The sequence below is a fragment of the Pseudochrobactrum saccharolyticum genome (genome assembly GCF_008801715.1).
In the GTDB taxonomy this organism is placed as follows: Bacteria; Pseudomonadota; Alphaproteobacteria; order Rhizobiales; family Rhizobiaceae; genus Pseudochrobactrum; species Pseudochrobactrum saccharolyticum.
Map to the genome: position 1 here is coordinate 438,130 of NZ_VZPG01000002.1, position 24,879 is coordinate 463,008.

The 24,879-nt window shown below is 52.1% G+C and carries 21 protein-coding genes and 1 tRNA gene; 14 read left to right on the plus strand and 8 right to left on the minus strand.

All coding sequences use genetic code 11. The features are described 5' to 3' along the window. The first annotated feature begins 367 nt into the window (after positions 1-367). The 3 genes from F7P81_RS08635 to lipB all read left to right on the plus strand — a co-directional run bounded on the left by F7P81_RS08635 (position 368) and on the right by lipB (position 2,103). A tRNA-Leu gene (locus F7P81_RS08635) sits at positions 368-452 on the plus strand. Between the two features lie 401 nt (positions 453-853). After that, positions 854-1,180, plus strand: a complete 327-nt coding sequence (locus F7P81_RS08640) for a hypothetical protein (RefSeq protein WP_246176075.1) — start codon at positions 854-856, stop codon at positions 1,178-1,180. A gap of 179 nt (positions 1,181-1,359) precedes the next feature. Next, on the plus strand, positions 1,360-2,103 hold the full coding sequence (lipB, locus tag F7P81_RS08645) for a lipoyl(octanoyl) transferase LipB (protein WP_151159209.1): 744 nt from the start codon (positions 1,360-1,362) through the stop codon (positions 2,101-2,103). A 69-nt stretch (positions 2,104-2,172) separates the two neighbouring features. Here the strand turns inward: lipB and F7P81_RS08650 are convergent, their stop codons facing one another. Beyond that, on the minus strand, positions 2,173-3,105 hold the full coding sequence (locus F7P81_RS08650) for a DMT family transporter (protein WP_151159210.1): 933 nt from the start codon (positions 3,103-3,105) through the stop codon (positions 2,173-2,175). Between the two features lie 445 nt (positions 3,106-3,550). Here F7P81_RS08650 and parE point away from each other — a divergent pair, with 445 nt between their 5' ends. Continuing rightward, on the plus strand, positions 3,551-5,785 hold the full coding sequence (parE, locus tag F7P81_RS08655) for a DNA topoisomerase IV subunit B (protein WP_246176076.1): 2,235 nt from the start codon (positions 3,551-3,553) through the stop codon (positions 5,783-5,785). Between the two features lie 254 nt (positions 5,786-6,039). Next, positions 6,040-6,714: a nucleoside/nucleotide kinase family protein gene (locus F7P81_RS08660; RefSeq protein ID WP_151159211.1), complete on the plus strand. Its 675-nt coding sequence runs from the start codon at positions 6,040-6,042 to the stop codon at positions 6,712-6,714. 20 nt (positions 6,715-6,734) lie between these two features. On the opposite strand, the gene F7P81_RS08665 is transcribed toward F7P81_RS08660, so the two are convergent. The 4 genes from F7P81_RS08665 to gatC all read right to left on the minus strand — a co-directional run bounded on the left by F7P81_RS08665 (position 6,735) and on the right by gatC (position 10,434). Then, entirely contained in the window at positions 6,735-7,994 is a 1,260-nt protein-coding gene (locus F7P81_RS08665) for a Y-family DNA polymerase (protein ID WP_151159212.1), read from the minus strand. A 64-nt stretch (positions 7,995-8,058) separates the two neighbouring features. Next, positions 8,059-8,532 carry a GNAT family N-acetyltransferase gene (locus F7P81_RS08670; protein WP_151159213.1) on the minus strand — a complete coding sequence of 158 codons (474 nt, stop codon included), beginning with the start codon at positions 8,530-8,532 and terminating at the stop codon, positions 8,059-8,061. 6 nt (positions 8,533-8,538) lie between these two features. Then, complete coding sequence (gatA, locus tag F7P81_RS08675; RefSeq protein ID WP_022712300.1) at positions 8,539-10,020, minus strand: Asp-tRNA(Asn)/Glu-tRNA(Gln) amidotransferase subunit GatA; 1,482 nt, start codon at positions 10,018-10,020, stop codon at positions 8,539-8,541. Between the two features lie 126 nt (positions 10,021-10,146). Beyond that, entirely contained in the window at positions 10,147-10,434 is a 288-nt protein-coding gene (gene gatC, locus F7P81_RS08680) for an Asp-tRNA(Asn)/Glu-tRNA(Gln) amidotransferase subunit GatC (RefSeq protein ID WP_022712301.1), read from the minus strand. Positions 10,435-10,721: 287 nt separating this feature from the next. Between gatC and F7P81_RS08685 the strand changes: the two genes are divergently transcribed. Next, complete coding sequence (locus tag F7P81_RS08685) at positions 10,722-11,201, plus strand: hypothetical protein (protein ID WP_151159214.1); 480 nt, start codon at positions 10,722-10,724, stop codon at positions 11,199-11,201. Between the two features lie 57 nt (positions 11,202-11,258). Here F7P81_RS08685 and F7P81_RS08690 read toward each other — a convergent pair whose 3' ends face one another. Then, positions 11,259-11,972, minus strand: coding sequence for a metal-dependent hydrolase (locus F7P81_RS08690; RefSeq protein WP_151159215.1), 714 nt, complete (start codon positions 11,970-11,972; stop codon positions 11,259-11,261). A gap of 99 nt (positions 11,973-12,071) precedes the next feature. On the opposite strand from F7P81_RS08690, the gene ruvX reads away from it, so the two are divergent. Then, entirely contained in the window at positions 12,072-12,557 is a 486-nt protein-coding gene (gene ruvX, locus F7P81_RS08695; protein ID WP_022712304.1) for a Holliday junction resolvase RuvX, read from the plus strand. Positions 12,558-12,587: 30 nt separating this feature from the next. On the opposite strand, the gene F7P81_RS08700 is transcribed toward ruvX, so the two are convergent. Then, entirely contained in the window at positions 12,588-14,330 is a 1,743-nt protein-coding gene (locus F7P81_RS08700) for an acyl-CoA dehydrogenase family protein (RefSeq protein WP_151159216.1), read from the minus strand. A gap of 219 nt (positions 14,331-14,549) precedes the next feature. Here F7P81_RS08700 and F7P81_RS08705 point away from each other — a divergent pair, with 219 nt between their 5' ends. From F7P81_RS08705 to dprA, 4 genes are all read left to right on the plus strand, one after another. Then, positions 14,550-15,524, plus strand: coding sequence for an aspartate carbamoyltransferase catalytic subunit (locus F7P81_RS08705; RefSeq protein ID WP_028233959.1), 975 nt, complete (start codon positions 14,550-14,552; stop codon positions 15,522-15,524). Next, positions 15,524-16,810 (plus strand): dihydroorotase, encoded by a 1,287-nt coding sequence (locus F7P81_RS08710; protein WP_374828069.1) that lies wholly within the window; start codon positions 15,524-15,526, stop codon positions 16,808-16,810. The genes F7P81_RS08705 and F7P81_RS08710 overlap by 1 nt, the downstream gene beginning before the upstream one ends. A gap of 75 nt (positions 16,811-16,885) precedes the next feature. Further along, positions 16,886-17,497, plus strand: coding sequence for a glycerol-3-phosphate 1-O-acyltransferase PlsY (gene plsY, locus F7P81_RS08715; RefSeq protein ID WP_116088018.1), 612 nt, complete (start codon positions 16,886-16,888; stop codon positions 17,495-17,497). Between the two features lie 3 nt (positions 17,498-17,500). After that, the gene (dprA, locus tag F7P81_RS08720; protein WP_374828079.1) at positions 17,501-18,688 is read left to right on the plus strand and encodes a DNA-processing protein DprA; all 1,188 of its coding nucleotides are present in this window, start codon (positions 17,501-17,503) and stop codon (positions 18,686-18,688) included. Between the two features lie 3 nt (positions 18,689-18,691). On the opposite strand, the gene F7P81_RS08725 is transcribed toward dprA, so the two are convergent. Continuing rightward, on the minus strand, positions 18,692-18,871 hold the full coding sequence (locus F7P81_RS08725; protein ID WP_022712310.1) for a hypothetical protein: 180 nt from the start codon (positions 18,869-18,871) through the stop codon (positions 18,692-18,694). Between the two features lie 285 nt (positions 18,872-19,156). Between F7P81_RS08725 and topA the strand changes: the two genes are divergently transcribed. From topA to F7P81_RS08740, 3 genes are all read left to right on the plus strand, one after another. Continuing rightward, entirely contained in the window at positions 19,157-21,844 is a 2,688-nt protein-coding gene (gene topA, locus F7P81_RS08730) for a type I DNA topoisomerase (protein ID WP_151159218.1), read from the plus strand. Between the two features lie 260 nt (positions 21,845-22,104). After that, positions 22,105-24,390: a ribonuclease R gene (rnr, locus tag F7P81_RS08735; RefSeq protein WP_374828080.1), complete on the plus strand. Its 2,286-nt coding sequence runs from the start codon at positions 22,105-22,107 to the stop codon at positions 24,388-24,390. A 27-nt stretch (positions 24,391-24,417) separates the two neighbouring features. Continuing rightward, complete coding sequence (locus tag F7P81_RS08740) at positions 24,418-24,870, plus strand: DUF983 domain-containing protein (protein WP_028233962.1); 453 nt, start codon at positions 24,418-24,420, stop codon at positions 24,868-24,870. Positions 24,871-24,879: the final 9 nt, after the last annotated feature.

Consider the following 24,879-nt stretch of genomic DNA (forward strand, 5'->3'; position numbering starts at 1 on the left):
TGACCGAGTTTCACCGCGCGGCTGAAACCATTGATATCGGCTATCAGGAAACCCGCAAACAGCTGGAAAATATTGAAAGACTGCAACGCGTAATCTTTTGAACCAAAAATTCCGGCTCAAAAGACGAATCTTTTCAGTTTTTTGACAGTTTGATTCCGGAAAATATGGCGGACTAAGTGCCCAGTGAAGAAAATAGCCCCGCTTCATCCTATTGAAGGGATTATAAAAACGCGGTTTTGCAGGAGAAAAACGGGCTTCTGTGAATTACTTTTAAAAAAATGCAATGAAACGAATAATTTGGCTTGTCACTGCAATAGTGATTTGCTACATCGCCCTCACCGAAGCAGTTCGGTTTCTACCACACAGTGCGGTCGTGGCGGAATTGGTAGACGCGCAGCGTTGAGGTCGCTGTGGGGCAACCCGTGGAAGTTCGAGTCTTCTCGACCGCACCATTCTCTCCTTACAATCAGGAAAAAAAAGCTAACAATAGCAACGATCTATTGAAGCTTATTAAATGCGTTTCCCCCTTATCTTCTATTCTAAAACACCTATTGATTTTACTTCCTAATTTGAAACAAGCCCTCACCTTGTCAGATTAGTTGAGATGGCTTTTTTTATAAAGAAACATACCTGAGCCCTCCTCTGCATATGCATGAGTGCTAAGCCTCTTCGATAATTACCAATAAGCAGATCGTTGACACCGTCGCTGATAATGGCCTGCGACAGTAGCCTTTATGGGCAAAATGACTCGCTTTACCGGAGAACCGGCAATCGATAAGGTGCGGCACAATTTCACTATCCGCATATTTTACGACTTGATTATCACTATTGCACTTCAGCTAAGGAAGCCCCTTTGAGCACCCGCAACTCACTGTCACCTTCAATGGAAGAGAAATACTCCGACATCAAAGCACAAAATGAGCGCAGGATGATGCTTGCGATCAAGAAATCTCTCAGTGATGCCTATGTACAAACGACGAATGAATTAAAAGCAGTCGGAATCGACGAAGATGCACCGCCACAGGATTATTATATCGCCTTAGCGCATCAGCAGTTATACGCACTTCTGTGTGGCGCTAATCCTGAGACATTTGAAGGCGGAGACCCACAAATTGCAGAATTCGTGATTAAAAACGCTCAAAATATTCGTGAGCACTATTGGCTAAAAGATACTGAATAAAGCCTGCACAACTCCCGTGTCCCATTGCTGCAGTTTCGTCATTTACACAGCGACATGGCGATAGTGATGTTGCTCTTGCCATTACGACAACTGATGCGCACAGAGTAGAGCCTTTCAAATAAAAGCGGTCAATTTGCCATCTGGATTTTTTGAGCTGTAATCTCTACCTGAATGCCATCATGACAGAAAATTCCCCTGCACAGAGTCGCCCCGCGACAAACCGTAATGATCTATCTGCACGTTTTCAGGCTGCTGACGGCTCTCCGCCTGTTGAATGGCTGGTTGCCGATGGCCTCACAGCCTATCCGGATGCTGAAGCGTTTATGGAAGCCCGCGTCGCAGCCATTCGTGACGGTACGGCCAATGAGCTGGTCTGGCTTGTGGAACACCCGCCGCTTTATACTGCAGGCACCAGTGCCCGTGAAGAAGACCTGCTGTCACCTGATCGTTTCCCGGTTTACAAGACAGGGCGCGGCGGTGAGTTTACCTATCATGGTCCGGGGCAACGCGTGGCCTATGTCATGCTGGATCTGAAACGACGTCGCGAAGATATTCGCGCCTTTGTGGCCGCACTTGAAGAATGGATCATCCGCACGCTTGACAGCTTTAATGTCAAAGGTGAGCGCCGCGAAGACCGCGTGGGTGTCTGGGTTATGCGCCCTGAAAAACCTCGCCTCGCCGATGGCTCAATGGCTGAAGACAAGATTGCTGCAATCGGCATTCGTTTGCGTCGCTGGGTCAGCTTTCACGGTATTTCCATCAATGTAGAGCCGCAGCTTGAAAATTTCGGCGGCATTGTTCCCTGCGGCATTGCCGAACATGGCGTGACCAGCCTTGTTGATCTGGGTCTGCCGGTCTCCATGGATGATCTGGATGTGGCGTTGAAGCAAAGTTTCAATGATGTTTTTGGTGATGTGAAATAATAAAAATATCAAACAACATATTATTTTAAAATGATAAAGGCGGCTTTTGAGCCGCCTTTCTTTTTTCACTCATGCGGAAAGCATTGCCTTCTCCACTTCCGCACTGCGCTTTTGCTCGCGGATGAAAACATAAATACCGGAGCCGATAATAATGGCGATGCCGAACCACTTTGACAGGCTTGGGAAATCCCCGAAGAAGATCAGCCCAACAGTCACGGCCATAACGATTTCGACATATTGAAATGGCGCGAGAATAGATGCCGGTGCCAGCTGAAATGCCTGCACCACCAGCAAATGGCCGCTGGCTGCAAAGACGCCGATCATAATCAGCATGAACCACGGGAACAGTGAGGTAGGCAATACAAATTGCAGATCCGGAATAGCCGCGGCCTCACCGAAGATCATAACAGCAAGCCCCATGATACTGCCGCCGATACCGGCATAAAGCTGCATGACGACGGGACGCTCATTGAGGCCGAATTTACGGTTCAGCACCAGATAAACTGCAAACAGAAAAGCTGAAATCATCGGCAGAACCGATACCCAGCCAAACACGCTCCAGCTTGGTTGAATCACGATCACGGTTCCGAGCAGGCCAACAAGCACGGCACTGAGACGACGCCAGCCCACCTTCTCATTGAGAAAAATCATCGAAAGAACTGTGAGAATGAGCGGTTCAACAAAGAACACGGCCAGCGCATCGGCCAGCGGCATATATTTTACCGCCGTAAAAAAGCACAGGCTGCCGAGAGCAAGCAGACAGCCACGAAACAGATTACCCCAGAGATGCTCAGTTTTAAGGCCAAGTCCGCGACTGAACAGGACAATTGCACCTAAACTAATCAGCCCCTGCACAAAGAAACGCATGAAGCTGATGGTGGCAGGCGGAATATTCTCTTCCATTGCCAGCCATTTGCCGGTTGCATCCATAAGCGGCACAATAAGCATGGCACAGATCATCGTAATCATTCCGCGCACATGCGGCTGTAACCGGTCTTGCATTTTCATTCCCCTGCGGCAGAGCCGCCTTCATTTCATTCTCTGTTCTCATCACGGCTTATATGTTTAAGCAACCACTCTCTCCCGCCCCTTGTCTGATTGTGCCAAACCGTCACTATAAGGACACAGAGCCCGCTATGCTGTTGCGGATTGGTTGCGGCATGATTTGACAATTCCGATATAATTGTTCAAACAAAATAAATCTGCGGAAAAGTCAGGATTACCGGCATTTAAACAAGAACGTAAAGAGAACCTTTATCGCTTTAGCGATATAAACATGCCAAACTATCTGTGATTCGATTTTTCGTAATTCCGAAGCGGTTCTGGTTTTCCTGAAACAGAAAATCCGTTTCGTAACTTTGTTTTCCCGCATTTATGCGAAGCTGAAGCATTCTTTCAGCAGCAAAATGCTCCGTATCTATTTGAACGAACAGGCCAGCCATTTCACATGGATAATAGCGACGATCTTTTTTCGAATATTCTCAGCAATGCACGCGGACGTCAGGCGATACAGCCTGAATCTCCGGTCAGTGTTGCCGAAACTGTTTCGTCCCCTCTTGAGCCTGCACCTGTCGCAAAGCCGGCAACAGAATTGCGCCCTGCGCCTGCCGTGAAACCTGCTGTCACTGAGCCTGCTCCAAAACCTGTCGCAGAGCTTCGCCCCGCTGATTCAAAACCAGTCGCAGAGCTTCGCCCCGCTCCGACTTCTGCACCTGTCGCGGAACTCCGTTCTGCTCCGGCAAGTTCCGATGGCAGCGATTATAACGCCTCCGCCATTCGGGTTCTTGAAGGGCTGGAGCCGGTTCGCTTACGTCCGGGCATGTATATCGGTGGTACCGACGAAAAAGCACTGCACCATTTGTTTGCCGAAGTCATCGACAATGCGATGGACGAAGCTGTTGCCGGTCATGCCAATTTCATTGATGTTAATCTCGATGCTGAAGGCTTCCTGACTGTCAGCGATAACGGACGCGGTATTCCGGTTGAAAACCACCCGCAGGTGCCGGGCAAATCCACGCTTGAAGTGATTATGACCAAGCTTCACGCGGGTGGTAAATTTGACGGCAAAGCCTATGAAACCTCCGGCGGTTTGCACGGCGTGGGTGTTTCGGTGGTCAATGCGCTGTCCGACCTGCTGGAAGTCGAAGTGGCGCGTGCCCGTCGTCTCTATCGTCTGCGCTTTTCGCGCGGCCTGCCATTGGGCGATCTGGAAGAACTGGGAGAAGTGCATAACCGTCGCGGTACGCGTGTGCGTTTCCATCCCGATCCGGATATTTTCGGTAAGAATGCGAAATTTGATCCTGAGCGCCTTTACCGTATGGCACGCTCAAAAGCCTATCTGTTCGGCGGCGTTGAAATTCGCTGGTCTTGCGACCCGTCTTTGCTCGATCCGAAAAAAGGCATTCCGGAAAAAGCCGTTTTCCATTTTCCGGGTGGTCTGAAGGACTTCCTCGCCGCCTCGCTCGGCAAAGAATTTATGGTCACCAGAGAGATTTTCTCCGGCAAGACCGAAAAACAAGGCGGTCACGGTGCCGTTGAATGGGCCATTGCATGGTATGGCGGCGACAGTTTCGTCCACTCCTATTGTAACACCATTCCGACCGGCGAAGGCGGTACGCATGAAGCGGGTCTGCGTCTGGCGCTGACACGCGGCCTGAAAGCCTATGCGGAACTGACCAATAATAAACGCGCTTCGGTGATTACCACTGATGACGTGATGATTTCTGCCGCCGGTATGATGTCGGTTTTCATCCGCGAACCGGAATTTGTCGGTCAGACTAAAGACAAGCTGGCAACAGTTGAAGCGCAGCGCATCGTGGAAAATGCGATCCGCGATCCGTTTGACCACTGGCTGGCAGCCTCCCCGCAGGAAGCCTCGAAACTGCTCGACTGGGTTGTTGAACGTGCGGAAGAGCGTCTGCGTCGCCGTCAGGAAAAAGAAACCACCCGTAAGACTGCAACACGCAAATTGCGTCTGCCGGGCAAACTGGCTGACTGCTCGCAGAATTCGGCTGCCGGTGCGGAATTGTTTATCGTTGAGGGTGACTCGGCGGGAGGCTCTGCAAAACAGGCACGTAACCGTACCAATCAGGCGATTTTGCCGCTGCGCGGTAAAATCCTCAACGTGGCCAGCGCCGGTCGTGACAAGCTGACAGCCAACCAGCAGATCGGTGATCTGGTGCAGGCACTCGGCTGTGGCACACGCAAGAATTATCGTGAAGATGATCTGCGTTATGACCGCATCATCATCATGACCGATGCTGACGTCGATGGTGCGCATATTGCATCGCTACTCATCACTTTCTTCTATCAGGAAATGCCGCAGCTGATTACCGGCGGGCATCTCTATCTTGCAGTGCCACCGCTTTACCGCCTCAGTCAGGGTGGTAAAGTTGCCTATGCCCGCGATGATGCCCATAAAGATGAGCTGATCCGCACGATGTTTACAGGCAAAAGCAAGATCGAAATCGGCCGCTTTAAGGGTCTTGGCGAAATGCGTGCCGACCAGCTTAAAGAAACGACCATGGATCCGAAGAAGCGTACTTTGCTGCGCGTGGATCTGATGGAAGATGAAAACGGCTCGACCAAATCTACGGTGGATGACCTGATGGGTACCAAGCCAGAAGCCCGCTTCCGCTTCATTCAGGAAAATGCTGAATTCGTTCAGGAGCTGGATATTTAAGGCTTTGGCCCAAGGCTTCGCCTTGTACATTAGCGATAATATCAGACATCATTCCAGAGCGGTTCCGGTGAATACGGAAACGTCAGAACCGCCCTGTTGCTTTTACACGCATCTTGTTCCGGTCGAAACAGGACAAGAAATCATTCCGGTGAACTGATTTCCCTGCATAGGCGCTTCACACTTTTGGGGATGCGCTCCAACTCTGGCAATATATTCTGATCTGAATTGCCAAGACCGTTTAACCGGAGCTGCTGATGTGCGCCGCGAAATTCATAATCCGGACAATTGATGAACTCCGGCAGAGATTTGAATCTGAAGCGGCCAATAAGAATATTTTAGTTGCCGGAATATGCGGATTAGCAGGAGCCGGAAAAACCACTTTATGTCGGCAGCTCACAGCAATATCAGGTTTCAATATTGTACATCTGAGCTGTGACCGCTTCTCTTCCCATAGTTATGCTGACCGTCAGGCAAGCATTGAGAGCGCCTATGCTTCCGGCATAACAGAGCATATCGCTTTTGCTGAAAATCCGCAGAACTGGTATGCCTATGATGATATAATAGCTGCCATCCACGCATTAAGAGCGCACGGACATTACAGCTACAATCGCGCATGGAACGGGAAAACTGGCAATCTGGACGAGCATTACAATATTACGCTGTCTGAAAACGCTCCGTCCATTGTGTTATGCGATGGTATTTATCTTCTTCATGAACCGATAAGCACTGCATTAGACATCATCATTCTGGTCGATACTCCGGTTGAAGTTACGGTGCAGCGCGGGCAGAAACGGGTAAACGACAATACGGATCATTTTATGTCTATGGAGCGCCTCAGGCAGACATATACTATGCCGTATTTTGAGGCACTCTCAGGTCATGCCGATATTCTGTTTCAACCGGAATCTGCCCCATCTGACTGCGTTTAAGCAGTCTGCATCAAAGCAGATCAATAATCATCCAGATCAGGAATGCGGCCAAAAGCGATTTTACCGCCAATATAAGAGCCGGGGGCAATAGATGGTCCGAGGCTCAGAACATCCGAACCGAATTGTTTGCGCACGCGGTCAAGCGTATCTGAAACCTGCTCCCAGCGCTGCTGACGCTGCTTGTCTTGCGGCTCATCAAACAAATCATGACTGTCGACCACCTCACCGGACAGATGATGCAGATAAATATGCACATTCTTGACCTGCCGGAAATCAGCCTTGCGAAACGACGGGTGCATGAGCAATCGCCGGTGCAACTGCGAGAGACAGGTGAGAAAACAATGATCGTCCCGTGACGGCGGGAACACACCTTCAACCGAGACGGATTCCTGCCCCTTGATCCGCCAGCCATAAACCAGAGCACCGGCACGATAATGCTCCTTACGCAAACGGCGCGAAGCACTCATACAAAGCAGCCGCGCGCATTGCAGTATCTTATCCGGCTGGCGCCAGTCCCGCGGCAGCACACGGCCATGGCCGAACATACGGCGATGCGTTTCCTGTTTCTCCACCGCATAGCCATGTAATCCGGCGATGAAACGCTCGCCTTCAACACTATTCCAGATCGCGCGCCCTTGTTTCGGACTGATCTTCCAGAGTTCTTCAACCGTCGCAATACCGGAGCGGAGTAAACGTGCCTCCACGCCTGCGGCAATGCCCGGAAGATCACGCAGTTTCAGCCCTAAAAAACGATGCGGAATATCCTCCGGCCGCACAATCACCAAGCCGTCCGGCTTGTCGATTTCCGCAGCAATTTTGGCCAGTAGCTCATTGGGCGCAACGCCTATAGAACAGGTCAGTGCCGAGCCGAGTTTCTCACGCAATGCCGCTTTAATTGCCAGCCCCAAAGCCTCTGCCTGTCGGGACTCTGACGGCAGCAAGCGGCAAACCAGTTCATCAATTGAGCGCACGCTGCCTATCGGCAGCACCGTATCAATAATATCCAGTATTTTGTGATGAAGTTTGACATATTCATCCGGCCGCGCTTCCACAATCGCAATCTCAGGGCAGATTGCCCGTGCCTCACGTACCGATGTGCCGGTTTTCAGACCAAGCTTCTTCGCCTCCTTACTGGCCGCAATCAGACCGGTAAATTCACTGGCATGAGGCACAACGCCCACCGGCCTGCCCTGCAAAGCAGGATTCATCTGCTGCTCGGCACTGGCAAAAAAACTGTCAAAATCGAGATAAAGCCGTTCCGGCAGATCAGGTTTACGCATGGGTTTTGTTCCGCAACTATTACGGAACAAAATAGGAACATTAAATGGTTTTGGCAAGCCTGAATTACAAATCAGCCTGCATTTTCACCTTTTCCACAACCCGCGCCAGACTGTCTGACCATTCTTCATAGCGGCGGATAATCCGGAAACCGCATTTCTCATAAAGCTTTATTGCAGGTAAATTGCGTGCATGGGTGCCGATTTCCGCAGTCTGAAATCCGAGCATAACAATCTGTGCCAGCAATGCATCAACCAGCAATGTGCCGATGCCCTGCCCGTGATGCGCCGGATCCACCCAGATATCAGATATATAATTCTGATTGGTATCGCGTGCGCCCCAGCCGCAGATCACGCCATTCTGCTCAGCGACGAGAATATAATCCAGATAATCCTGTGCTGAATGCAAAAAAGCCAGTTCAGCGCGTCTGCGCTGATCCGGCTCTTCTGTTTCATGACTGAATATGTGGGAAGCCCATGCATCAGCTCCGATACGGGCAATCATCGCCAGATCAGCGTTTGTTGCCTGCCGGAGCTGCATGCAGTGTTACCACCAACGTTTAGGCGCGAACTGGCCTGCAGCCTGCTCAATCACATGAGCTGCCTGAAACAGTGCTTCTTCCTCAAACGGACGGCCAATCAGCTGGAGACCAAGCGGCAGACCATTTTCGGACAGACCGGCAGGTACGGAAATACCCGGCAGGCCAGCCATGTTCACAGTAACGGTGAAGATATCATTGAGATACATTTTCACCGGATCAGCGGCCAGTTCCTTATCGCCCAGCTTGAAGGCCGCGGATGGCGTTGCTGGTGTCAGGATTGCATCCACACCGGCAGCAAACACATCTTCAAAGTCTTTCTTAATCAGCGTGCGGATTTTCTGCGCCTTGACGTAATAGGCGTCATAATAACCGGCTGACAGCACATAAGTGCCGATCATGATGCGGCGTTTGACTTCCTTGCCGAAACCTTCCGCACGGGTGTTTTCGTACATTTCAACAATGTCTTTACCCGGTACACGCAGGCCGTAACGAACGCCGTCATAACGTGCGAGGTTCGACGATGCTTCAGCCGGTGCCACAATGTAATAAACAGCCAGTGCTTGCTCGGTATGCGGCAGCGAAATGTCAACAACTTCCGCACCGGCATCTTTCAGCCACTGAACGCCCTGCGCCCAGAGTTTTTCGATTTCTGCCGGCATACCGTCAATGCGATATTCGCGCGGAATACCGATTTTCATGCCTTTTACGGATTTGCCAAGGGCTGCTTCATAATCAGGAACCGGCAGATCGACAGACGTCGTGTCTTTCAGATCAACCGAAGCCATTGATTTGAGCAGAATTGCGCTGTCACGCACATCACGGGCAATCGGGCCTGCCTGATCGAGCGACGATGCGAAAGCAATTGTGCCCCAACGGGAAACACGACCATAAGTCGGCTTGATACCAACAGTACCGGTGAAAGCCGCAGGCTGACGGATCGAGCCGCCGGTGTCGGTTGCGGTTGCACCGGCGCAAAGACGTGCAGCCACAGCCGCAGCAGAACCACCGGAAGAACCGCCCGGAACCAGCTTCTCTTCCGAGCCTTCTGCGCGCCAAGGGCTGACCACAGGACCATAATAAGATGTTTCATTGGAGGAGCCCATTGCGAACTCGTCCATATTCAGCTTGCCGAGCATAACCGCACCGTCTGCCCAGAGATTGGCAGTAACAGTCGATTCATAATCCGGCTTGAAGCCATCGAGAATATGCGAACAGGCCTGCGTATGATCGCCTTTGGTTGCAAACAGGTCTTTTACGCCGAGCGGAATACCTTCCAGCGCACCGGCCTCGCCTTTTGCCAGACGTTCATCCGAAGCCTTGGCCATCGAACGGGCTTTATCATGGGTAACGCTGACATAGGCGTTGATCGCACCATTCGCTTCATCAATCGCCTTGAGATAGGCATCGGCCAGTTCGGTTGCGGTAAAGGCTTTGGCCTTCAGCTTGTCACGCGCCTCGGCAATGGTGAGTGCGGTTAAATCAGTCATTCTATCAATCCTGTTCAGGGCTTTTTATGTGCTGTCCGCACTATTTCAAAAACCGGACTTCGCGTCGGGAGCAGTTACAGCTCATATTGAAACAGGAAACAGCAGTCGGATGGATCAGGGCGGGGATTATTCGATAACCTTTGGCACCATGAAGAAGTTTTCTTCCGTGATTGGTGCATTGGATACGATTTCCGAAGCGATATTGCCGTCAGACACCTTGTCTTCACGCAGACGCATGGCGGTCGGAATAACTGAGGTCATCGGCTCCACGCCATCGACATTCACGCTGTCGAGCGATTGCACAAAGCCCAGAATAACATTGAGTTCACCGGTCATTTTCTCGGCTTGTTCTTCATTGACCGCAATACGGGCAAGATGCGCAACGCGCTTGACTGTAGTTAAATCGACGGACATGTCGTTCTCCGATAAATGCAATCACGGCCTCGCAAACGGCCGCGCTTATTGTGTCATAACCGGCTATAACCCTGCACCCGCTCAAGTGCAATATTGACGCGAAATTTTACGACTGTTTCGTCATGCCTCGCTGAATGGGACTTCACATATCCGTGATAAATGCAGGCATCACCATAAAAGCATGACACTGTTAAAAGCAACAGTAACCTTATTCACCACAATATATTAATGTGCAAAAGTAATTAATTTAAATTATTTGCCATTTTTTTAAATAACAAGGGACAATAATGACCAAATTTACATTAAGACCAATTTCAAATAGTAGCAAGTATTTAACAGTTACAGATCTTAACTTAGGCAGAAAATATCTCCAAGTTACAGACTTAGACCCAAGACCACAATTTGCGGATAGCGTTATTTTCGAATCAAACCAAACACCAAATAGTAATGTACTTTCACCTGATACAGCCACAATAAAAGATGTAACTTCAGGAGTATTTATCTATATTGACACTGATTTTGACTCTTATGGTGCATCTTTTGCAAAATTAACTCCAGAAATGAACAACGCCTCCCAATTTACAATACAAATGATTGATGAAAATACATGCTATATATTGAGTAACTACGTAAATGGTACAAATCCATTTGTGAACTACAATACATCATGTGCTTTGTCTTATTGGAAGAATGATCCAAATACTTATTTTTCAAAAAGCCCTGCTTTTCCAGATCAAAAGCTATGGTACATAGATATAGTAGAATAATGTAGAAATAAATTTGACAACCTCCCCGCCTAAATCATAAGCGGGGAGAGTTTCATTTTAAACACTCAATGCTTTCCCGACTTCCAGAACCTTAACTTCCGTTGAGGTCTTCTCCATACCGTGTACAAAATCATCTGCTGTTGCATCCAGCAGGCCGAATGTACCGAAATGGCAAGGGATGGCTGTTTTGAGCGCGGGGAAATAACGCTGACAGGCCAATGCGGCCACTGCACCGCCCATGGTAAAGCGGTCACCGACCGGCACCAGAGCAATCTCCGGCTGATGCAATTCATTAATCAGCGCCATATCGGAGAAAATATCCGTATCCCCCATATGATAAAGCACCGGCGCGCCCTCATCATCAAAATGGAACACCAAGCCATTGGCATTACCAAGCGAATGGGAAATACCGTCTTCCGTCAAACTTGCGGAAGAATGCAGTGCATTGACGAATGTTACAGAAAATCCGTCGTGAAAGACTGTACCGCCGGTATTCGTCGGATCGACTTTCGCGACACCACGATGCTCCAGCCAGTCACAAAGATCAGCATTGGCGATAACCGTTGCACCTGTTTCTTTGGCGATGCGAATGGTGTCGCCGACATGATCACCATGGCCATGGGTCAGTGCAATATGCGTCACGCCTTTGGTCACTTCAGCAAAATCCAAAGCGGAACCGGTCGGGCTCTGACTGATGAAAGGGTCGATCAGAATGACCGCCTGCGAAGTTTCAACGCGGAAAGCAGAATGGCCGAGCCAGGTGATTTTCATGATATTCCCTTTGCCGATGCATATTGTTATAGGCACAGTTAGAATGCACTGCACTGTCTTTGCAATATAGTATGACATTACCGGATCAGGAAACGAGATATGGCTGTATCAACAATTGAAGAGCTTGCGGCAAGCCTGAGCTATGGTCAGCTGGTTGCCGGTCTTGATCTGGGTACCAAAACCATCGGCATCGCTGTCTCTGATCTCGGACTTTCCTTCTCCCATCCACGCCCCGTTCTGAAACGACGCAAATTCACGCTGGATGCGCAGGAACTGCTGGAACTGCTGCAAAAAGAAAAGATTTCAGCCGTGGTTATCGGCCTGCCGGTCAATATGGACGGCACGGAAGGCCCGCGTGTGCAGGCCACCCGCGCTTTTGTACGCAATATGGAAAAGCTCACCGATATTCCGTTTATCTATTGGGATGAGCGGCTTTCAACGGTCGCTGCAGAGCGTGCTTTGATCGGCATGGATGTTTCCCGCGCCAAACGCGCAGAGCGGATTGATTCCGCTGCTGCCTCGTTCATTTTGCAGGGGGCACTTGACCGGCTGCATATGCTGCGTCGCGACAATGAACAGGATTAGTCAGCCCTCCGTCAATGAGCCGGTTGCAGCTTATTCCTGCGGATAGAGCGCATTGATAATGCCTAATGCGTCATGACGGGCATCGATCATGCCATAGGTTGTACGCCACTGACCACCAAGACGGGTTTCGATAAAGGCATCACCGATATCATCCGCGCCGAGTTCTTTCAGGCAGGCGGCACTAGCGGCCAGCGCCATCTGCTCGGTGAGCATCCGTGCAGCACCTTCATCGGTCATAGTTACCTGCATCGCAGCCCGCAACACGGCAACAGTGCCCTGACCGCGACGGCCAAGCTGTGTGCCGATCCACTCCAGCACATCGTCAAACAAACGTGGTGCGCGGTGCAATACACGCACAATATCCAGCGCCATCACATTGCCGGAACCTTCCCAAATCGCATTGACCGGAGCCTCGCGATAAAGCCGCGCCAGCGGATTTTCTTCGACATAGCCATTACCGCCGAGACATTCCATTGCTTCATAAAGCAGCGCCGGTGCGATTTTTGCCACCCAATATTTGACCACAGGTGTCATAACACGGGCAAAAGCAGCCTCCATACGGTCATTGGCCGCCATGTCAAAGGCGCGGGCAAGGCGCAGTGACAGAGCAGTAGCAGCCGCCACATCCAGTGACATATCCGCCAGAACACGCTGCATCAGCGGCTGATTGATCAGCGGTACACCGCCGACACTTCTGTGACGGGCATGATGAACAGCTTCACTCATACCGGCGCGCATCAAACCGGCGGAGGCCACAGCACAATCCAGACGGGTCAGTGTCACCATATCAATAATAGTCTTCACACCCTGCCCCGGCTCTCCGACCATCTGGCCGAACGCATTTTCAAACTGCACTTCGGAAGATGCATTGGAGCGGTTGCCGAGCTTGTCTTTCAAACGCTGGAAGCGGAAGCCGTTGCCGCCACCATCCGACAACAAACGTGGTACTAGGAAACAGGACAGGCCGGACTTATTGTCACCGGCAGCCTGACCATTGGCCTGCGCCAGCACCATGAAAGCATCGGACATCGGCGCGGACATAAACCATTTATGGCCGTTGAGACGGTAGACGCCATTCCCCGCATGATCGGCGCGGGTGGTATTGGCACGAACATCGGTGCCGCCCTGCTTTTCTGTCATGCCCATACCAAGCGTCAGACCGGCTTTTTTAACCGGCGGCTTGTTGGACGAGTCATATTTGCGGGTGAGAATGCGCGGCGACCATTCATCATAAAGCACCGGAGAGGTCATCAGCACTGCAAGTGATGCGCTTGTCATGGTCAGCGGGCAGAGATGACCGCATTCAAGCTGCGCAGTCAGATAAAAACGTGTCGCACGCGCCTGATGGCGGCGCCCTGCTTCAGGCGATTGTTGCGGGCTGTTTTCCCAGATGGATGAGTGCAGGCCATGCGCAACGGAGCGGCGCATCAAAGCATGATAGGCCGGATGATATTCCACCTGATCAATGCGGTTGCCCTGACGATCATGGGTTTGCAAGCACGGCACTTCGGAATTGGCAAGACGCGCCATTTCCTGCGCATCGGCAGATAAAACAAAACGGCCGGTCTGTTCGAGCTCTTTTTGCAGGCTTTCCGGAAAGCGCGCTGCACATTGCAGCAGCAGCGGATCACTCAAATAGGCATTATATTGCGGAGCAGCCTGCCCGTTGAGATTTTTGGTCACGGAATATGGAGACGTATCCGGCGCATAATTGGTGCGCTGCGGCGCCTGATTAGTTACTTCAGAAACGTCTGCAGGAGTGTTAACCGACATATTCCATCCATTTAGCCGGAGATTTCAGCCGCCGGTTTTTGTATTTAAAAATCTATACGCGAATCTCTAATATCCGCCTTGTGTCATTGTTTGCGGCAAAATTATAAATATCCCCTCAATAATCCGTTTTTCTCCACACTGTTTATTCGACAAAGCCGCAAAAGCATATATAAGGCCGCAAACAAGTTTCTCTGCAAACATTATATGGGAATAGCTGTGATGACAGAACAATCTCCCGCGCCTCTTTTTCCCCACCGCCATTTGCTCGGGATTAAAGGTCTTTCTCCTCTCGATATTACCACATTGCTGGATCTGGCCGACAGTGAAGTTGCTGTCTCCCGTCAGCCGGAAAAAAAGAAAACAATCCTAAGCGGTCGTACGCAGATTAATCTTTTCTTTGAAAACTCCACCCGTACCCAATCTTCCTTTGAACTGGCCGGTAAGCGCCTCGGTGCCGATGTGATGAATATGTCGGTCGGCAGCTCGTCGGTTAAAAAAGGTGAAACGCTGATTGATACGGCGATGACGCTCAATGCGATGCAGCCGGATATTCTGGTGATCCGCCACGCTTCTGCCGGCGCTGCGGCGCTTCTGGCGCAAAAAGTCGGCTGCTCGGTGGTCAATGCCGGTGACGGTGCCCATGAGCACCCAACACAGGCACTGCTCGATGCGCTGACCATCCGCCGCGCTAAAGGTAAGGTCGGTCGTCTGATTGTGGCAATCTGCGGTGATGTCCTGCATTCACGCGTTGCCCGCTCCAATATTCTGCTGCTCAATGCGCTGGGTGCGCGGGTACGGGTGATTGCACCGTCCACCCTGCTGCCATCCGGCATTGAACAAATGGGCGTTGAAGTGTTCAACTCCATGAAAGAAGGCCTGAAAGACGCTGATGTAGTGATGATGCTGCGCTTACAGCGCGAGCGCATGAGCGGCTCTTTTGTGCCGTCGGTGCGCGAATATTTCCACTTCTACGGGCTGGATAAAGAAAAGCTCAAATATGCCAAGCCGGACGCATTGGTGATGCATCCGGGCCCGATGAACCGTGGTGTAGAGATTGCCTCGGACATTGCTGACGGCCCGCAAAGCGTGATCCAGCAACAGGTGGAAATGGGTGTTGCCGTGCGCATGGCCGTGATGGAAGCTTTGCTTGACCCGCGACGAAATCCTGAAAATTTTAACGGTGTTGGAGCCTGATGATGAGCACTACAGTTTACACCAATGCCCGCATCATTGATCCTTCGCGCAATCTCGATGAAAACGGCACGCTGATCGTTCAGGACGGCATTATCGTCGCCAGCGGTGCAGATGCTAATAATCAAGGCACGCCGGAAGGCGCGGAAGTCATTGACCTTAACGGCAATGTACTGATCCCGGGTCTGGTCGACAGCCGCGTGTTTATCGGTGAGCCGGGTACAGAACATCGTGAAACTATTGCCTCGGCCAGTCAGGCTGCTGCTGCCGGTGGCGTAACCTCGATGATTATGATGCCGGATACTGATCCGGTGATTGACAATGTGGCACTGGTCGAATTCGTCAAGCGGACTGCCCGCGACACCGCCATTGTCAATGTGCATCCGGCTGCGGCCATCACCCGAGGTTTGCTGGGTGAGGAAATGACCGAAATGGGCCTGCTGCGTGAAGCCGGTGCGGTTGCCTTTACCGAAGGCCGCAAATCACTGGCCAATACGCTGCTGCTGCGCCGTGCGCTGACCTATGCCAAGGATTTTGGCGCGATGATTGCCCATGAGACAATCGACCCTTATCTCGGCGGCGGTGCAATGAATAGCGGGCTTTATGCCAGCTGGCTCGGTCTTTCCGGTGCGCCGCGCGAAGCAGAAGTTATTCCGCTGGAACGTGACCTGCGCTTAGCAAGCATGACCGGCGGCAATTATCACGCTGCGCAAATTTCCTGCGATATGTCGGCTCAGGTTCTGCGCCGCGCGAAAGAAACCAATGCAAAAGTCAGCGCTGCTGTTTCAATCAATCATTTATCGCTGAATGAAAATGATATCGGCGAATATCGTACATTCTTCCGTCTTTCGCCGCCGCTGCGCAATGAAGATGACCGTCAGGCGATGATTGAAGCCGTGCGCAATGGCACGATTGATGTGATCGTCTCCGCGCATAATCCGCAGGATGTTGATACCAAACGTCTGCCATTTGCCGATGCGGAAGCCGGTGCAATCGGACTGGAAACCCTGCTGGGGGCAGCGCTGCGTCTCTATCACAATGACTCATTGAGCCTCTTGCGACTGATCGAAGTGCTTTCCACCGCTCCGGCCAAACTCTATGGTCTGGATGCAGGCACTCTGAAAGTTGGTGCAAAGGCCGATTTCGCCGTGGTTGATCTTTATGAACCATGGGTCGTAAAGGCTGAAGAATTGCACTCGCTCTCGAAAAACAGCTCTTTTGAAGATGCTAAATTTCAGGGTCGCGTGATCCGTACCGTGGTCAGCGGCAAAACAGTCTTCGCATTATAAATATTGTTTTGGTGCGGATTTTATGCCTAATTTCTGCTGTCCGGTTGCGCGGACAAATCACTCTGAGGGGACTTCATGCTTGAACCACTGATTATCACCGGCAGCGCGGCTGGCATTTTTGCAGCGCTGGTCTTTGGCTATCTGCTCGGTTCAATCCCCTTTGGTTTGCTGCTCACCCGCATGGCGGGTCTCGGCGATGTGCGCTCCATCGGCTCCGGCAATATCGGCGCGACCAATGTGTTGCGTACCGGCAATAAGAAAATTGCCGCTGCTACCCTGCTCTGCGATATGCTCAAAGGCACGATCGCCGTGCTGGTTGCGGCCTATTTCGGCCGTGATTACGCGCTTGCCGCTGGTCTCGGGGCTTTTCTTGGCCACCTCTTTCCGGTCTGGCTTGGCTTCAAAGGCGGCAAAGGTGTTGCCACTTATCTCGGTATTCTGCTGGGTCTGGCATGGCCGGGTGCACTGGTTTTTGCCGCAGTGTGGATCGTTATCGCGCTTCTCACACGCTATTCATCGCTCTCAGCGCTGATCGCCTGTATCATCGTTCCGCTTTCCATTCTCTATCTCGGGCTGACGAAAACAGCACTGCTCTTTGCAGTTCTGACGCTGATAATTTTTATCAAGCACCGTGCAAATATTGAACGGTTACTGAGCGGTACAGAAACCAAAATAGGATCAAAATAAATGATCGCAGAGACGGGTTCGCAGTCAAAAGGAATTCGTCTCTCAGATCAGCAGAGACTCAACTGGTTGCGGCTGATCCGCAGCGATAATGTCGGGCCTGCCAGTTTTCGCGATCTGATCGCCTATTGCGGCAGCGCTGCTGCCGCACTTGAGCACCTGCCGCAACTGGTGCGCTCCACAGCCAAACGCCCGCTGCGTATTCATACAATTGATGAAGCCGAACAGGAACTGGAAGCGATAGAACGCTCCGGTGCCAAACTTATCGGCATGGGCGAGCCCGAATATCCGTCCTATCTCAGACAAATCCTCAATCCTCCGCCACTGGTAACTGTGCTTGGAGATACAACGCTGTTCAGCAAACCGCCGGTGGCGATTGTCGGCGCACGAAATGCTTCTGCCACGGCCTGTGCCTTCACAAGCCAGCTGGTTCGCGATCTCGGGCAATCCGGCTGCGCCATCGTTTCCGGCTTTGCGCGAGGCATTGATACGGCGGCGCACAAAGCCAGCCTTGAGACAGGTACGATTGCCGTTCTGGCAGGCGGGCTTGACCGTCCCTATCCGCCGGAAAATATCCCGTTGCTCGACCAGATCATTGATAATGGCGGGGTCATTATTACTGAAATGCCGATGAGCTGGGTGCCACGCGCGCAGGACTTTCCGCGCCGCAACCGCATCATCGCCGGTCTGTCGCTCGGGCTTGCAGTGATTGAAGCGGCGCAGCGCTCCGGTTCGCTCATCAGCGCACGACTGGCCGCAGAAATGGGCAGGCTGGTATTCGCTGTGCCCGGTTCACCGCTTGATCCGCGTGCGAATGGTGCCAATTCTCTGCTCAAGAACGGCGCTATCATGCTCACCGAAGCACAGGATATTTTGGTTGCGCTGGAGCCGATGCTGCGTAAGGACAGTACGGCACAAATGCAGGCCGGAGCATTGTTCAATCAAGACACAGCACAGATTTTGATGAAACAACCGGCAAGTATCGGTTCCGATACCGGTAAAAACCCTGTTCCGGCACAAAATGATTATGAGCGTATCCGCAACGCTCTCAGCAACACCCCCGTTTCAGCGGATGTGATTATCCGCCACACAGGTCTCAGCGCCTCTGCCGTGCATCTGGCATTGCTGGAGCTTGATCTCGCGGGGCAGTTGCAACGCAGCGACAATGGTCTGGTTGCGCTTTTGCCCTCATAATAATCAGTTTTTCGTCATCCGGCCTGACTGGCTGCGCAAAACATCTGATGCCTCAACCCATGCCATTTCGATGAAATAAGCCAGCATCGGATAGTGGTTGGACTGAGCAATATGACGTAATTCCAGTAGTTTATCATGAACATAAATGATTTCATGATAGGACTTCTCTTTATCTGCCTTCATGAGCCCGCCTTAAGCCTAAATATATAAATTAAAGTACCAAATAAAATGTCATTCTATTGCAACCGGAACAGACAAATTTGATATGTACAATGCCTGAAATCAACCTATGATTACAAAATAAACAATGTCAACCTGTCGTTGTTTTGCGTAAAAAACAGTGGCTTGCTCTTGACCAATCTGATTTCGCTGTTCATTTGAATGACAAATATCCTGCCAGCCTGATGATTATCAACACTGGCGCAATCCGGGCATATCCGGCTGTGTACGTTAATCTGGACCCGCAATATGAATGTCGTTGTCGTTGAATCGCCCGCCAAGGCCAAAACAATCAATAAATATCTAGGCTCAGGCTATAAGGTTCTGGCCTCTTTCGGTCATGTCCGCGATTTGCCTGCAAAAGACGGCTCTGTTCGTCCTGATGAAGATTTTGCCATGAGCTGGGAGGTCGATGCGGCCTCTTCCAAACGTCTTTCCGAGATCGCCAAAGCGGTCAAGGAAAGCGACGAACTGATTCTGGCAACTGACCCTGATCGCGAAGGGGAAGCAATTTCATGGCATGTTCTGGACGTGCTGCGTCAGAAAAAAGTGCTCGGCTCCAAGCCGGTCAAGCGCGTGGTGTTCAACGCCATTACAAAAAATGCCGTGCTCGAAGCCATGGCCAATCCGCGTGAAATCGACGTGCCGCTGGTGGATGCCTATCTGGCACGCCGTGCGCTCGACTATCTGGTAGGCTTCACACTGTCGCCGGTTCTGTGGCGCAAATTGCCGGGTTCGCGCTCGGCTGGCCGCGTGCAGTCGGTGGCACTGCGCCTCGTTTGCGACCGTGAAACCGAGATTGAACGCTTCATCCGTGAAGAATACTGGAATATTGCCGCCCTGCTCCAGACACCGCGCAGCGATAATTTCACTGCCCGCCTGACTGTTGTTGACGGCAAGAAACTCGGCAAGCTCGATATTAAAAATGAAGAGCAGGCAAGTGCCATCCGCACCATGCTGGAAGGCGCTGCCTTCAATGTCATGAGCGTTGATGCCAAACCGACCAAACGTAATCCGGGCCCGCCATTCACCACTTCCACCTTGCAGCAGGCCGCCAGCGGTCAGCTCGGTTTCTCCGCATCGCGCACTATGCAGGTTGCGCAGCGCCTTTATGAAGGTATTGAGCTTGGCGGTGAAACCACCGGTCTGATTACCTATATGCGTACTGACGGTGTGCAGATGGCACCGGAAGCAATTTCCGCAGCGCGCAAAGCAATCGGCCAGACATTCGGCGATAATTATGTGCCGGAAAAGCCGCGTTACTATTCCACTAAAGCGAAAAATGCTCAGGAAGCGCACGAAGCGGTGCGTCCGACCGATTTCAGCCGTCATCCGAAAGAAGTGCGCAAATATCTCGACGAGGATCAGGCTCGCCTTTATGAGCTGATCTGGAAACGCGCTATCGCCAGTCAGATGCAGCCTGCCGATATTGAACGCACAGTCGTTGATATTGAAGCTAAAAACGGCGCCCGTTCGGCTGTATTGCGTGCCAATGGTTCGGTTGTCCGCTTCAACGGCTTTCTCGCGGCCTATACTGATCACCGCGAAGAAGAAGATGAAGACGAGGACAGCGCACGTCTGCCGCAGATCAATGCCGGTGAGACATTGAAGCGCGAGAAAATCGACGCAACCCAGCATTCGACTGAACCGCCGCCGCGCTATTCCGAAGCATCGCTCATCAAGCGCATGGAAGAGCTCGGCATTGGCCGTCCGTCGACTTATGCTGCAACGCTGAAAACTCTGGGTGACCGCGATTATGTTACGATGGATAAGCGCAAGCTGATCCCGCAGGCCAAAGGCCGTCTGGTCACCGCATTCCTTGAAAGCTTCTTTGAGCGCTATGTGGAATATGATTTCACCGCCGCGCTGGAAGAAAAGCTCGATCTGATTTCCGATGGCAAACTGGCATGGAAAGACGTGCTGCGCGACTTCTGGCAGGATTTCTCCGGCAATGTCGACAGCACCAAAGAACTGCGTGTTACCAATGTGCTGGATGCGCTCAATGAGCAGCTTTCCGCCCTTGCCTTCCCTGATCGCGGCGACGGTATGGATCCGCGTATCTGCCCGACCTGCGGCACCGGCAATCTCTCGCTGAAGCTAGGCAAATATGGTGCTTTCGTCGGCTGCTCCAACTATCCGGAGTGCAAATTCACCCGTCAGCTTGGTGGTGAAGGCGAAGGTGATGCAGCAGCTGCATCTGATGAACCAAAAGTGCTTGGTCAGGATCCGGTAACCGGTGAAGATATCACTGCGCGTACCGGCCGTTTCGGACCGTATATCCAGCGCGGTGAAGGCAAGGAAGCCAAGCGTTCCAGCCTGCCGAAAGGCTGGTCACTGGCTGAACTTGATCTGGAAAAAGCCTTGCAGCTTATCAATCTGCCGCGTGATGTGGGTCCGCATCCGGAAAGCGGCAAGATGATCACCGCAAGCCTCGGCCGTTACGGCCCTTATATTGCCCATGACGGCGCTTTCGCCAATGTCGACAGCATTGAGGATGTGTTTGAGATCGGCATCAACCGCGCTGTGACTGTGCTGGCAGAAAAAGCCGCTAAAGGCGGTCGTACCCGCGCAACACCGGCTGCGCTTGCCACACTCGGCGATCATCCGGATGGCGGCTCCATTACTGTGCGTGACGGTCGCTACGGCCCTTATGTTAATTGGGGTAAGGTCAATGCCACGCTGCCAAAGGGCAAAGATCCGGCAACGGTAACAATGGAAGAAGCGCTGGAGCTGATTACAGCGAAAGCCGGTTCTGCCAAGAAGACCACGAAGAAAGCCGCACCGAAAAAACCGGCGGCTCCGAAGAAGACAACCAAAGCCAAGGCTGCGGATGATGAAGCCAAACCGGTAAAAAAGGCAGCAGCCAAAAAGCCGGCAGCTAAAAAGACTGCGACTAAAGCAGCCGCTAAACCTAAAAAAGCGGATGCGGCTGAATAAGCAGCACAAAGCACGTAACACAGAGGGCACCATAGTTACTATGGTGCCCTTTTTATTTGCATCAGCTGAGCCACAGCAAATGTTTCCATTCTGTGCTGAAATGCTTTAAAGAGTTTTCAGGACTTTATGAAAAGTAAATATTAAGGATGACCGGATTGGCTCGCAGAATAGACCCTTCTTCTGACCGTAACAGCGGCTCAGGCAAACAAAAAAACCAGAAGGGCACAAAAAACAACAAGAGCTTTTCCGGTAAATCCAAAGTGAAGCCGCTCTCGGAAGCCTATCTTCCGACGAAGGAAGATATCCTCACTTTCATCACTGAAAATCCGGATCGCGCTGCCAAGCGTGATATCGCCAAGGCGTTCAATCTCAAGGGTGATGCCCGCATTTATCTCAAAGATATTTTGCGCGAACTGGCCGATGACGGACAGGTGGAAAAGCGCGCCAAGAAACTGTCACGCCCGAATACCCTGCCTCCAATTGCTCCGCTGACCATTACCGGTCGCGACAGTGATGGCGGCCTGATTGCACGTCCGATTGAGTGGAATGGTGAAACAGCAGCGCCGCTGGTACTGCTGCACCGGACACACAAGGATAAAGGCCCGACAGTTGGTGTTGGCGATCAGGTTCTGGCGAAAATCTTTGCCAGCTCCGATAAAAGCGCCGCGCCCTATACCGGCCGCGTCATCAAAAAGCTGGAAAAACGCGATAATGCCGTGCTTGGTGTTTTGCGCCAGTTGCAGAGCGGCGAATACCGTCTTGAGCCGGTCAACCGCAAACAGAGTGAAATCAGCATTGATGCGCAACATCTGAACGGTGCTGAACCGGGTGATCTGGTTGAGGCGATCCCGCATCAAAAAAGCCGTTTTGGCCTGCCGCAGGGTAAGATTGAACAGGTGATCGGCTCAATCGGCAGTGAAAAAGCGCTGTCGATGATTGCGATTCACGAATATGAAATACCGCATATTTTCCCTGAAAGAGCGATTGAGCAGGCGGAAAATGCCAAGCCTGCAACAATGGCGCATCGTGAGGACTGGCGCTCACTGCCACTGGTCACCATCGATCCGGCTGACGCTAAAGATTATGACGATGCGGTTTTTGCCGAACCGGATACTGATCCGGCCAATGAAGGCGGCTTTGTTATTGTCGTGGCGATTGCCGATGTCAGCCATTATGTACAGCACGGTTCCTCGCTTGACCATGAAGCACTGAAGCGCGGCAATTCGGTCTATTTCCCTGACCGCGTGGTGCCGATGCTGCCGGAACGCATCTCCAATGATTTATGCTCGCTGCGTGAAGGTGTTGACCGTCCGGCCATGGCAGTGCGCATTATCATCGGTGCAGATGGCCGCAAACGCTCGCACAGCTTCCACCGCATCATGATGCGCTCTATTGCCCGCCTCGCCTACCAGCAGGCACAGGCGGCCATTGACGGCGCTCTGGATGAGAAGACCGAACGCGTTATTGATATCAGCCTGAAGCCGCTGTGGAAGGCCTATGCGGCGCTGAAAAAAGCCCGCGACAAGCGCGAGCCGCTGGAGCTTGATCTGCCGGAGAAGAAACTGATCCTCGACGATCAGGGACAGGTGCTGAAAGTTATCGTGCCTGACCGGCTCGATGCGCATAAGCTCATCGAAGAATTTATGATTCAGGCCAATGTCGCCGCCGCTGAAACATTGGAAGCAAAAAACCAGCCGCTGATCTATCGTATTCATGATCTGCCGTCGCTGACCAAGCAGGAATCCCTGCGTGACTTCCTCAAGACACTGGAAATCAGCCTTGCCCGCGGTGCGGAACTGCGCCCGAGTCAGTTCAACGGCATTCTGTCCCGCGTTCGGGGTACAGACCATGAAGAACTGGTCAATCAGGTGGTACTGCGCTCGCAAAGTCAGGCCGAATATAATACCGATAATATCGGCCATTTTGGTTTGAATCTGCGCCATTACGCGCATTTCACCTCGCCGATCCGCCGTTATGCTGACCTGATCGTGCATCGTGCGCTGATCCGCGCGCTCAATCTGGGACCCGATGGTCTGAGCAATGACGAGATTGGCGAATTGCCTGCCATTGCGCTCAGCATTTCCCAGACAGAGCGCCGCGCCATGCTGGCCGAGCGTGAAACGACAGATCGTCTGATCGCCCATCATCTGGCCGAACAGGTTGGCAATGAGTTTCAGGCGCGTGTGCAGGGTGTGACCAAAGCCGGTCTGTTTGTGACCCTTGCGACATATGGTGCCGACGGCTTTATTCCCATTTCCACTTTGGGCCGGGAATATTATCACTATGATGAAGCCGGTCATTCTGTCGCCGGTGAAAGGTCTGGCAAAGGCTATCGTCTTGGCGACAGTGTGGAAGTACGGCTCGTTGAAGCGCAGCCGGTTGCCGGAGCACTGCGTTTTGAAATGCTGACAGAACCGCGTTTGCTGCCTGCATCCTTGCAATCGCACCACAAAGCTACCAAATTCAGCCGCAAGGCGGGGAAATCCCGCACCGGCGGTCCGGCCAGAGGCAAACCAGCCCATATTTCGCGTAAAAGCAAAAGATAACCCCGACACAGGTATTGGGAGACGATGATGAGCAGCGATCAGACCCTGACACAGACGGAAACGCAGGTTTTCGGCGGCGAGAAGACAAAACCCGCCCGCACCCCGCGCCCGTTGGGACAAGCCATGCAGCGCGGTTTTCTCTCCCGCTGCCCGCATTGCGGTGACGGCAAATTGTTCCGCTCCTTCCTGCGTCCGGTTGCTAATTGCTCTGTCTGTAATGAAGATTACACACCGCAGCGTGCCGATGATCTGCCTGCCTATCTGACCGTGCTGATTGTCGGCCACGTCGTCGTCGCGCTGTTCATGATGGTGGAAAATATGGGCGGCCTGTCACTCTGGGGGCATCTGGCTATCTGGGGGCCGGTGACCATTCTGATGTCACTGGTGCTGCTGCAGCCGATCAAGGGTGCCACCATCGGCCTGCAATGGGCGCTTTATATGCATGGCTTTGATAAAGAAAGTCAGCAGGAATATATCTGACGCAAATGT